Annotated in this window: 11 protein-coding genes; 3 read left to right on the top strand and 8 right to left on the bottom strand. The window is 44.3% G+C overall.

Annotated features, from left to right (window positions below; translation table 11 throughout):
* Window positions 1-5 precede the first annotated feature (5 nt).
* The gene (pyrR, locus tag N0824_RS03320; protein ID WP_002802562.1) at window positions 6-539 is read left to right on the top strand and encodes a bifunctional pyr operon transcriptional regulator/uracil phosphoribosyltransferase PyrR; all 534 of its coding nucleotides are present in this window, start codon (window positions 6-8) and stop codon (window positions 537-539) included.
* Window positions 540-817: 278 nt separating this feature from the next.
* Here pyrR and N0824_RS03310 read toward each other — a convergent pair whose 3' ends face one another.
* The 8 genes from N0824_RS03310 to gpmI form a co-directional block, all read right to left on the bottom strand.
* Window positions 818-1,600 (bottom strand): endonuclease/exonuclease/phosphatase family protein, encoded by a 783-nt coding sequence (locus N0824_RS03310; protein WP_108935694.1) that lies wholly within the window; start codon window positions 1,598-1,600, stop codon window positions 818-820.
* A 238-nt stretch (window positions 1,601-1,838) separates the two neighbouring features.
* On the bottom strand, window positions 1,839-2,039 hold the full coding sequence (gene psb35, locus N0824_RS03305) for a photosystem II assembly protein Psb35 (protein ID WP_002737145.1): 201 nt from the start codon (window positions 2,037-2,039) through the stop codon (window positions 1,839-1,841).
* Window positions 2,040-2,098: 59 nt separating this feature from the next.
* Complete coding sequence (locus N0824_RS03300; RefSeq protein ID WP_108935693.1) at window positions 2,099-2,506, bottom strand: gamma-glutamylcyclotransferase; 408 nt, start codon at window positions 2,504-2,506, stop codon at window positions 2,099-2,101.
* Window positions 2,503-3,528, bottom strand: a complete 1,026-nt coding sequence (locus N0824_RS03295; protein WP_108935692.1) for an aldo/keto reductase — start codon at window positions 3,526-3,528, stop codon at window positions 2,503-2,505. The genes N0824_RS03300 and N0824_RS03295 overlap by 4 nt, the downstream gene beginning before the upstream one ends.
* A gap of 307 nt (window positions 3,529-3,835) precedes the next feature.
* The gene (locus N0824_RS03290; RefSeq protein WP_002798034.1) at window positions 3,836-5,887 is read right to left on the bottom strand and encodes an NAD(P)H-quinone oxidoreductase subunit 5; all 2,052 of its coding nucleotides are present in this window, start codon (window positions 5,885-5,887) and stop codon (window positions 3,836-3,838) included.
* A 357-nt stretch (window positions 5,888-6,244) separates the two neighbouring features.
* On the bottom strand, window positions 6,245-6,961 hold the full coding sequence (locus N0824_RS03285) for a peptidase (protein WP_108935691.1): 717 nt from the start codon (window positions 6,959-6,961) through the stop codon (window positions 6,245-6,247).
* Window positions 6,962-7,195, bottom strand: coding sequence for a preprotein translocase subunit SecG (secG, locus tag N0824_RS03280; protein ID WP_002736485.1), 234 nt, complete (start codon window positions 7,193-7,195; stop codon window positions 6,962-6,964).
* Between the two features lie 223 nt (window positions 7,196-7,418).
* Entirely contained in the window at window positions 7,419-9,017 is a 1,599-nt protein-coding gene (gpmI, locus tag N0824_RS03275) for a 2,3-bisphosphoglycerate-independent phosphoglycerate mutase (RefSeq protein ID WP_108935690.1), read from the bottom strand.
* 106 nt (window positions 9,018-9,123) lie between these two features.
* On the opposite strand from gpmI, the gene N0824_RS03270 reads away from it, so the two are divergent.
* Together N0824_RS03270 and N0824_RS21185 are read left to right on the top strand one after the other, a co-directional pair.
* A complete protein-coding gene (locus N0824_RS03270; protein ID WP_108935689.1) occupies window positions 9,124-10,101 on the top strand; it encodes a phosphate ABC transporter substrate-binding protein in 978 nt (325 codons plus the stop codon).
* A gap of 748 nt (window positions 10,102-10,849) precedes the next feature.
* On the top strand, window positions 10,850-11,086 hold the full coding sequence (locus N0824_RS21185; protein ID WP_108935688.1) for a helix-turn-helix domain-containing protein: 237 nt from the start codon (window positions 10,850-10,852) through the stop codon (window positions 11,084-11,086).
* Window positions 11,087-11,396: the final 310 nt, after the last annotated feature.

The following is an 11,396-nucleotide window of genomic DNA, read 5'->3' as shown; positions in this document are numbered from 1 at the left end:
AAATTATGACCCCACAGTTAATTGAAATTCTCTCGGCTGACGAAATTCGTCGCACTATTACCCGTTTAGCTTCCGAAGTTATCGAAAAAAGTGGCGATTTAAATAACTTGATTTTGATCGGTATCTACACGCGAGGAGTGCCTTTAGCTAATTTAATCGCTAGTCAAATTGAGAGCTTAGAAGGGGTAAAAGTTCCCGTGGGAGCGATCGATATTACCTTCTATCGCGACGATCTTGATCGCATTAAAACCCGCACTCCTGCCAAAACCAAAATGCCCCTAGATGTCACGGGAAAAACCGTGATTTTAGTCGATGATGTTATCTACAAAGGTCGCACGATCCGCGCCGCTTTTAATGCTATTATTGAGTATGGCAGACCGCAAAAAATCCGCTTATTAGTTCTCGTTGATCGTGGTCATCGGGAATTACCAATTCACCCAGATTTTACGGGCAAAAAACTCCCCACCGCAGCCGAGGAACAGGTAAGAGTTTATCTACAGGAGATTGACGGCAAAGATGGGGTGGAATTAATCAAATAAACAGAGGATTGGTATAGTCATTTCAGATAAGTCTGATACACTCTAGACCAGTTAAACCCTTATGAACTCTAGCATTGATATTCTCAATCTTAATTGAAATGACTATAACTAATCCCCAGAAGAAAATAAACAGAATTGCTTCGATAATATCTGCAAAAATATCACTTCTTGAGTTTTTTTCCTGTTTAAAACACCGAACAAATTTAACCATCGAATCACCAGAGTCTGCTGAAGCTTTCACCCTCTATATATTTGCTAAATACAGAAATCATCTATTTTTAGGGCAAGGTAAAAGCAGCAATTACGGGATAATGATCGGAAGGAATAAGATTCAACCAACGAGAAGGATCGACTTTTGCCCAATCTAACTGCAAACGGCTATCATAATAAATTGTATCGATGGCTAAATAAGGGGTATCGGTGTAATTATTAAAGCTCATTTGTTCCGCTAATTCTAAATCGGCTAAAGCGTCCTTTAATTTAATTTCTGACTGGAGAGGTTGAGTTAAAATCTGACGGGGTAATTGCTGAGAATTAACATTAAAATCACCTGTTAAAAACAGGTAATCTTTTGTTAAATCTAGTTGACAAAAACGCTCCTGTATGCACTTCGCACCTAAGTCCTTAGCTTTGTCGCTATAGTAATCGAGATGGGTGTTATAAAACTGTAAAGTTTGCCCCTCAAGAGTGCGAAATTTAGCCCCCGTTACCATGCGGGGATAAGGATTACCCCAAGCTTCGGTGATACTGCCAATAATATCGGGAGTTTCCGATAGCCAAAATTCGTAAATTTCTAAACATTTTAACCGACTTGGTTGATACAAAATCGCACAATGTTCATCTAATCCTGTTCCCCTGCGATCGCTGCCTAAACTTTGGTATTTTGGCAATAAACGGTGTAGATCCAATAATTGATTAGCGCGAGCTTCCTGAGTACCAATTATATCGGGAGAATAGTGAGCAATTAAAGCCGCGACTGCTTCCCTTCTTACTCGCCAATTACGCTCATCGGGATCGGGTTTATCGTAGCGAATATTAAAGGACATCGCTGTTAGTTTCATAGCAAAATGGAGAATAGGGAAGATGGAAGGGAATGGGGATTTCTGTCAGTGAATAGTAATCAGTAATCAGTGAACTGAAAACCCACATCTGATAACAAAGTCCGAATCTAAAACCTAATTCGTTAAGCTAAAAGCTTTGATGTGCTTAGTTTCTAACCTTCTTTTTAGGTAGGAGAATTGCCAGATTCTGTCTTTTGCCCCTTGCCTTCAGAAGCTGATAACTGATAACTGCCTTTTTCTAGGATCGAGAATCAGAATCTATATCTGTCTTCACTTCGGGGATAATATCCGGTCTTTGGGCATCTTCCCAACCAACAGGACGTTTAGAATTATACCAAGCGATCGAACCGATGGTGACAGCAGCGAGAAAACCGACCACATAAACGGCCACGAAATAAACGGGGAATTTGCCACTGGCCACTTCTAGGAGTAGATACATAATTTTTTCACGATTAAGCTTTTAATTTGTATATCTTAACAGAATCGGCCCCCTCATCCCTATTCTCGATCGCTACCGGTCCACCAACCGGAAGGCAGCCAAACACCGCCATGAAAAGCTATTTTTGCCGGTGTCATCACATATCCCCAGGCTTCGCCGATCAATTCTCGCTCTAGATTATAAATAGGGATTCTGCGACGCTGATACTCGTTTTCTTCTGGAGATCTGCCGGGTTGATAATCTTCCAAACCATCCAAAAGCTCAATATCATAATCTGCGTTAAAAGTCAATAAAATTCCCTTCACCCAGCCCTCCCCCTCGGTCAGTCCGGGATAACCGAGGGCGGTAAGATGGTATAAATGCCCCTTTGTGTAGGCGGTTTTAGAGTTGATCACTTTTCCTGCACAGTAGGCAGAATAGTTACTCTCCTTGGGTTTCAGGGTTCCATAAACAAAAACTTCCATCATCGATCCAATTGTGCAGCTACTCCTCCTAATAGGATATCGCGAACAAATTGACTGGCTAAAAGTTCGTGGGGAAAACCGAGGGAAATGGCACTGATATTATCAAGTCGTTGCAGCTGTTCCCCAGTCAGGTTAAAATCCACACAGGCGAGATTATCCTGCAATTGGGACAATCTTCGAGCGCCAATGATAGGAATTACGGAGTTAGGGCGATTTCTGAGCCAATTTAACGCCACTTGTGCCGGTGATTTGCCGATTTCTCTGGCAATCTCTAGGACGGTCTCGGCAATTTTCAGATCGCGATCAAAAATTTGAAAAGGTTGGTCGGTCATGCTTAAACGACCATCGACGGGGTTGGGTTGATTATATTTTCCCGTTAAAACTCCTCCTCCCAGGGGACTCCAAGCTGTCACCCCGATGTTTAATGCTTTGGCCATGGGCAATAATTCCCGTTCGGGGGTGCGTTCCTTGAGAGAATATTCTATCTGTAGTCCGATAAAGGGTGTCCATCCCCGTAGGGTGGCCAGGGTGTTTGCTTGGGAGACAATCCAAGCAGGACTGTCAGAAATGCCGATATAAAGCACTTTTCCCATCCTGACCAAATCATCGAAAGCACGCATCACTTCCTCGATAGGAGTGAGAGAGTCCCAAATATGAAGCCAGAGTAAATCGATGTAATCAGTGCCTAAACGCTTTAAACTAGCTTCTACCGCCTGAAAGAGGTTTTTTCGATGATTTCCGCAGGCATTGACATCGCCGGGGCGGGTGTTGAGAGAATATTTCGTGGCGATTACCCATTTTTCTCGATCGCCCTTGACAAATTCCCCCACTAATGTTTCACTGGTTCCGTTTGTGTAGATATTAGCAGTATCGAGAAAATTGCCCCCCGCTTCCGCAAAAGCCTGAAAAACCGCCCGACTTTCCTCTTTATCCGACCCCCAACCCCAATCTTCCCCGAATGTCATCGTTCCTAGACATAGTTCCGAAACCCGCAGACCACTATTACCTAAAAGTTTGTAACGCAATTTGAGTCTCCTAATTGGCTAAATATGAGGTAATGCTTTCAATAAAATACTCAATTTTGTAGAAATATCTATATTACATTGTGAGCGCACGCGGTGCGCCCCTACCATTGGCGCAATAATGTTATTGTAGGGGCGAATTGCATTCGCCCTCTTTTAATAACTGCTGCTGCTCACCATAAGTGAGAGAAAGTCAGAAATATGAAATGCAGCCTTCCTCATCCCCCTAAATACCCCTTTTTAAGGGGTATTTAAAGCTGAAAAAAGGGGCTTTGCGCCCCCAAAAATCTTTAGTCAACGGCTTAAAAATCTACACCAGACTATAGACAATTACTAAACCCAAAACTGCGGCAAAAACAATTAAAGCGTAGAATTGGGCGCGACCATTTTCGAGGTATTTGAGACCTTCACCACTGACAAGAGTAGCTAAACCAGTTAAATTCACTGCCCCATCGATAACGCGATAATCCACCTCCATAATTTGCCGTGCGAGACGACGACAACCCTGGACGAAAACTCGATCATAGAGATTATCAATGTACCATTTGTTCAGGGAAAAACGATACAAAACGGGGAATTTTTCGGCAATAGTTGCAGGGTCAATTTTCTTCTGGAGATACATCAAAGAAGCGACAGTAATCCCGATTAAAGCAATCCCTACCGAATTACCCGCCATAATCAGAAACTCTGTCCAATCAAAAGCATGAACTTCTTCCACCACTTCGTTGGGAACATGAATAAAACCCTCGAAGAAATTCTGCCAAGGTTTACCCACCAAACCGATTAACAAAGAGGGAACCGCTAAAATCATGAGAGGTAAAGTCATAGTAATTGGCGATTCGTGGGGTTCATGGGCATGATGGCCGTGGTTGTCTTCTTCCTGCGCTTCCGAGTCTAATTGCTTAACATTCATCGCCCCTGGTCCAAAAGCCGGAATCGCGCCCGCATTGGCTAACAGTCGCCGTTTAATCTCCTTATTAGTCCCTCTAAACTCCCCTTCAAAGGTGTTAAAGTACATCCGGAACATATAAAAAGCCGTTAAACCCGCAGTAGCCCAACCGATTAACCATAAAGACGGGTTCGCCTCAAAAGCTAAACCGAGAATTTCATCCTTCGACCAGAAACCAGCGAAGGGAGGAATCCCACAGATGGCCAGAGTTCCCACCAAGAAAGTTAGGGCAGTAATGGGCATATACTTGCGTAAACCGCCCATCATCCGCATATCTTGCGCTAAAACTGGCTCATGACCGACCACATCCTCCATACCGTGGATGACCGAACCAGAACCGAGGAACAACATCGCTTTAAAATAAGCGTGGGTCATCAGGTGGAATAACCCTGCACTATAAGCGCCGATACCCATAGCCATAACCATATAACCCAATTGGGAGATGGTGGAATAGGCTAAACCCTTTTTGATATCATTCTGGGTGAGGGCGATACTTGCCCCTAGGAAGGCAGTAAAGGCCCCCGTCCAAGCAATTACCGTCATCGCCGTGGGAATTGGCTCAAAAACGGGATACATCCGAGCAATCAGGAAAACTCCGGCGGCCACCATCGTGGCGGCGTGAATCAGGGCCGAAATCGGGGTCGGACCTTCCATGGCATCTGGTAGCCAGACATGAAGGGGAAACTGGGCTGATTTGGCCACGGGGCCAAGGAAGACTAAAACGGCGAATAATGCCGCTAAACTGCCGGCAATGGCTCCAGAAGAGACTAATTCCTCTAGACGTTCACCCATGATATCAAACTCGAAGCTACCAGTGGCCCAGAAAAGACCCAGCATTCCCAGTAATAAGCCAAAATCGCCGACGCGGTTGGTAACAAAGGCTTTTTGACAGGCCTCGGCAGCCGCCGGACGAGTGAACCAGAAACCTACTAGCAGATAGGAACACATTCCCACCAATTCCCAGAAAACGTAGATCTGGACGAGGTTGGGACTAATGACCAAACCGAGCATAGAACTGCTAAAAATGCTCAGATAGGCGTAAAAACGCACATAACCGGGGTCGTGGGCCATGTAACCATCGGTATAAATCATCACCAAAAAGGCCACGGTGGTGACGATAACCGACATTAAAGCACTGAGGTGATCGATCGTATAACCCATTTTCAGGTGAAAGTTACCCGCCGATGCCCAATCGATCATTTGGTTGTAGGGAGCGTGTCCATTGATTTGACTCCACAGCAGTGCAAAAGACAGCACCATCGACGCACCGAGGGTAGAAATGATTAATACAGCATTCGCCTGTCGCAGACGATTGGTGACTTCATTAAAGGAAATTAAGCCCGCGCCGACTAGGGTAGCGCCTACCAAGGGTAGGACGGGAACTAGCCACGCGTACTGATAAAGCGGTTCCATTCAGTAATACCTAGTTTACAACTTCACACTATTTGGTTTATCTTCATCTATTGTGACATAGGTTAATTCTTAAGAAAGTGTTTATACCTAGTTTTGCTCAATAGGGCGGCGAAAGGTCAAAGGATCTTATCAATTTGGCAGTTTAGCGAGCGGGACGGTAATTTTTAGGGAGAAGCGGCAAAATTATCGAATAACCACGAAAGCAAGGAAACGATTAAATACGGGTTTCTCCTAGCCAATAGGACAATGTATTTAGTACAATTTAACTATACCGATCAAAATTAGTCCAAAAGGGAAATCATTCTTTATATAGTGCCTGTCACAGTTAAAATCATTGAGTATGATGGGGAGTTTAACTTAACGAGGTATTAGATACCCTAGCTGATTCATCTCCCAACCTAACTGAGTTGGCTGCTGATAAACCTTTTTTAAAGTGTTAATATCCCGGCTAGAAATCGGGGCAATATCTCTAGTTTGAGCGAAATACATCACATCCGTCTCCAGGGGACTATGACCCCAAATTCCCAAAGCGTGACCTAATTCGTGCCGCGCTGCCGCTAAGGCCGACCGATCGGCTAAATTAGGACTAATCTGGATACTCATCCGATGAGTTAGGCGATTTTCCTTGACAAAAATCTCGTATTGTGTTATGGCAGAACGCACCCGGGGCAGTTCTAACTTACCAGTTTCGGGATTAAAACGGACTCCCGACGGCGGTAACTCTCGTTTAATGAGGATATCGGCCAATTCTGCCCGATTTACCAACTCGATCGGCAAATACTGCCCCCATTCAGCGATCGCCTGTTGTACCAAACTCAGCCACGAACTGCGATCGCTCTGAAGATAAATCTTCACGGGAAATTGCGACCAAATCAACGCTCCCACGGGACTGATTTCCACAGCATCAAAATAATCCCCGGGTTGGTTTTGCTCTTGCCATTGGGCTAAATTAGCGGGTAAAGGATGGGTTTTTAACTCCGGTAGCGATCGACTGTCGGCAATCAGAGAATAGGAAAACAGCAAAAGACTCGCCAAGGCTGCGAGTCCTAGAAAAGAGAACCGACCTCTCAGCATTTAGCGATTTAACCAGCCGGCGCTCAGTACAATAGTTAGGGTGATAAATACCGTCCCCAACGCCCAAGTCACCTGATTTAAGGTTTTTTCCGCCGTTTTTGCGCTGGTAAAAATCTGTGATTGACCGCCAATACCGCCAATACCATCCCCTTTGGGACTGTGTAATAACACCAAAATCGCCAGAAAGGCCGCCGCCAGCGCCCAAATAATCTGTACTACCAGCACCACTGTCATGATCATTACTCTCTATTTTCCATTACAAAGTATAGCAGTTATGATCAGTTATCAGTTATCAGTTATCAGTTATCAGATGTAAGTTTTAAATTTTTATGGCTTTCTTTCTTCGATAAGATTTGCTGATCAGCATAACTACAAGAGAGCGGTTTTTATCGGTCATTTTTCTGCTAATTAGCCAATTTTTTAATTATTTCCACTGATGACTGATTACTGATCACTGTTAAAGCGAGATGCGGACGGGAGTGCGACTGGCTTTAATTTCCACTTCGGCTGGTTTAATCAGCGATCGCCCGGTCATTTCCACTGGGACAGGAATAGAGAGAATTTCCAGGATAGTGGGGGCAATATCGGCTAAACGACCATCATCCCGCAGCTGCACATCGCCACCGTGGCCGGGGATTTTTCTTTGTTCCCCTTCAATTAAAATTAAAGGAACGGGATTAGTCGTATGGGCCGTCCAAGGATTACCCGACTCATCCACCATCGTTTCGGCGTTACCGTGGTCCGCAGTGATTAACACTGTTCCCCCCAATTTATTGATGCTACTTAACAACTTAGCCAAGCATAGATCCACCGTTTCCACTGCTTTCATGGCCGCGTCTAAAATGCCCGTATGACCCACCATATCGGGGTTAGCGTAATTGACTACCACGAGACTATAGAGCCCCTGTTCGATCGCCGCACAGACCGCTTCTGTCACCGCGGCTGCCGACATGGCCGGAGCTTGATCATAGGTGGCGACTTTTGGACTAGGAATTAATTCGCGCACTTCTCCCTCAAAGGGTTTTTCTAACCCCCCATTAAAAAAGTAGGTGACGTGGGGATATTTTTCGGTTTCCGCACAACGAAACTGTTTTAATCCCTGTTGAGCGATCACCTGTCCTAAAATATTATTTAAATTCTGGGGGGCAAAGGCCACATCTACCGGCAATTTCGGATCGTATTGGGTAAAAGTGACAAAACTGAGCGGAGAAATTAAATCTCGATCGAAATCTTCAAAATCGGGCATAGTCAGGGCATAACATAACTGTCTAGCTCGATCGGGACGGAAATTATAGAATATCACCCCATCGCCCGCTTCGATCGCCCCCGGTGCAATTCTGGTGGGGGGAATAAATTCATCGGTAATATTTTGATCATAAAATGCCTGTAATACTTCTGTGATCGATCGCCCGTCAATACCTTGATCACTGGTCATCACGTTATAGGCTTTTTCCACCCGATCCCAACGGCGATCCCGATCCATGGCATAATAACGGCCACTGAGAGTCACCATGCGACCGAGTTTGATTTTATTAATATGTTCTTGAATCCGTTTAATAGCGAGCATCCCGTCGGTGACATTAGTATCGCGACCATCGGTAATGACATGAATGCAGACATCGCTAATCCCTTGTACTTTCGCTAAGTCTAATAATCCCAGTAAGTGATCGAGATGGGAATGGACTCCTCCCTCGGAACATAAACCAATTAGGTGTAATTTGCTTTTTTTGGGGCGAATCTCGGCGCAGAGTTTTAATAAAGCCTGATTTTGTTGAATCGAACCATCTTCGATCGCATCGGAAATTCGTACTAATTCTTGTGGCACAACTCGCCCCGCTCCGATATTCAGGTGGCCAACTTCCGAGTTGCCCATCTGTCCTTCTGGTAGTCCCACATCCTTAGCGGAGGTGCGGATTAAGGTGTGGGGATAAACTTCCCAGAGACTATCCATAATCGGGGTTTTCGCCATTGCGATCGCATTATCCGACCTTTGCGGGCGATAACCCCAACCATCAAGGATAACCAGTACGACTGGGGATATAGGTGCGTGGGTCATGATATACAGTCCTAAATTAAGAGTGGATTTCCATGCACTAAGATAATATCATCGAAACTTCCATTGATCACTGGTGTCGAGGCGATCGACCCGCGAATGTCAGCAAATGATGGGTATGTCTCAAAAAAACGAAACAACTGCTTTAATAATCGCTCTTTTAGCCACTGCGGGCATTTTAGGTGGAGGTTACTTCTGGCTACAAAGTCAATGTGCCGCGGGTAAAGAATTTTTTCTCTGTGGCAGCAGTAAAAGTCCGCAAAAATCCCCGGTATCGGAAAGTGCCTCCTCTCCCTTACCCCCTCCCCCTTCACCCCAGGGAGTGGTCAGTTTTGCCCCACCGACTTCTATCCCCAGTGGCACGACAATTCGCATTAATGGCTCTACCAGTATGGTACAGATTAATCAAGCCTTAAAAGCCGCTTTAACTGCCAAATTTCAGGGGGTAGAGGTCTTGACAAATGCTCAAGGATCTGATAGGGGATTAGAGGAAGTAGCCCGGGGGGCGATCGATATTGCGGCGGTGTCACGACCTTTAACCGAGTCAGAACGCTCTCAGGGATTGGCTTCTAGTCCGATTGTTCGAGATGCGATCGCTGTAGTGGTGGGGGTAAAAAATCCTTTTGCAGGGGGTTTAACCGCTGCCCAAGTTAAAGATATTTTTACCGGAAAAATCACCTCTTGGTCGGAGGTGGGCGGTTCTGCTGCTACTATTCAAGTGATTAATCGTCCCCCTATTAGTGGCACTTATCAAAGTTTTCGTCAGGAAGTGCTGCAAGGGGCGGAATTTGGTACAGGAACTAATTTTAAAATGATGGACAGGGATGCCACCACCCCAATTTTGCGAGTTTTGGGACTGAATGGCATTAGTTACGCCACCTATAGCCAAATCGTCAACCAAAAAACCGTCAGAGCGCTCGCTGTGGACGGAATTTCAGCCAGTGAACCTAATTATCCCTGGCAGCGTACCCTTTACTACGTTTACAAAGAACCTGCTAGTGAAACAGTCAAAGCTTTTATGGGTTTTGTGGCCTCTAGTGGTGGTCAAGAAGCGATTTTTCGGGCCAATGAAGACCTACAAAAGTAGTTAGCGAGAATATCTGAAAATCTGGGAAATTTTACGCCTTGCATGACTAGGGTGAGTATTACCTATTTTACCGTGGAGACGGGGAGGCATTGAGAATAGAACTCTTGCAAATTAATTAGGGTCTGCTGAATAAATCTAAAAACCTTGTTGGATAAGACTTTTAGACTTTTTTTCCCTCAAAAAGTGCCAGCCATTGGAGTGATCGGGGGTAAAATTCCTGGACTTTTTCCCTGAAAATTAGGTAACTGACCCCCTCAAAATCCGTAAAACCCCACACCTCACACCCCACACCCTACCCCCACGAAAAACTTTTTGCCGCAAACCCTAATTAATACATTGGTTCTGAAGGAAAACTTGAAGTTTTACTTTTAACTCAAAACTCTTTAGAGCTGCTGTAATTTGGTTATCAAAACCTCTTTATTTAAGCTGCACAAACTATCTCATACCAATTCTCCAAGATCAGACGACAGATAAGACCTCTTGCAAAAATCAAAAATCTGACCTTAGGTGAGGAGTCTCCGAGCCAGTATTCAGGAGTCAGGAGAATTAAGAATGAGCATTAATCAATTAAATGCTCTATTTAGGGCTTTTATGCAATTTTATGTCTATTTTTCTCATTTTTGCCCTCTCAAAAATTAATTATGCAAGAACTCTATAGTCTAGAATATCAGATGAGTAGAGTTAAAGGACAAATATGGCAGGAGTTTCTAAGATAGACATATCTGAAAGTTAAGCAGAACTCAAGGAACTGCTTAGACAAGAAAAAACTGGTTCAGTAAAAGAAAGAATACAAGTATTGTACTTATTAAAGACAAAAAAGGCAAAAACGGTGACAGAAGCCGCGGAAATGCTAAGAAGAAATAGAGTCACCGCACAAGATTGGTTAGGAAAATATCGTCAAGGGAGACTGGAAAAATTATTGTCTAAAAAAGTCAGTACAGGAAGGACAAGAAAAGTTCCTCAGTGGGCTGAAAAAGCCTTATAAAAAAGATTAAAAGAAGAGGACTGATTTGATAGTCAGGTCGAGATTTGTGAATGGTTAGAGGAAAAATTAGGGATAGAAGCCAAGTACAAAACTGTAGACAAATTAGTATATTATCGGCTAAAAGCGTATCCAAAAATAGCTAGACCAAAAAGCATAGAACAATCAGAAGAAAGGTTAGAGGATTGGGTGCATCTCATTTTTGTAAATCTACCAAGTTGGGATTTTTACGGGGACACTCTCGGCTAAGATCGGACATTACTTCCGATTTTATCACTCAATCCAAGCCTTTGGGGGGTTCTACCCCCCAAAC

Source organism: Microcystis sp. 0824, assembly GCF_003112475.1.
In the GTDB taxonomy this organism is placed as follows: domain Bacteria; phylum Cyanobacteriota; class Cyanobacteriia; order Cyanobacteriales; family Microcystaceae; genus Microcystis; species Microcystis aeruginosa_C.
The sequence above is the reverse complement of the archived record's forward strand: the minus strand, read 5'-3'. Positions and strand labels throughout refer to the sequence as shown.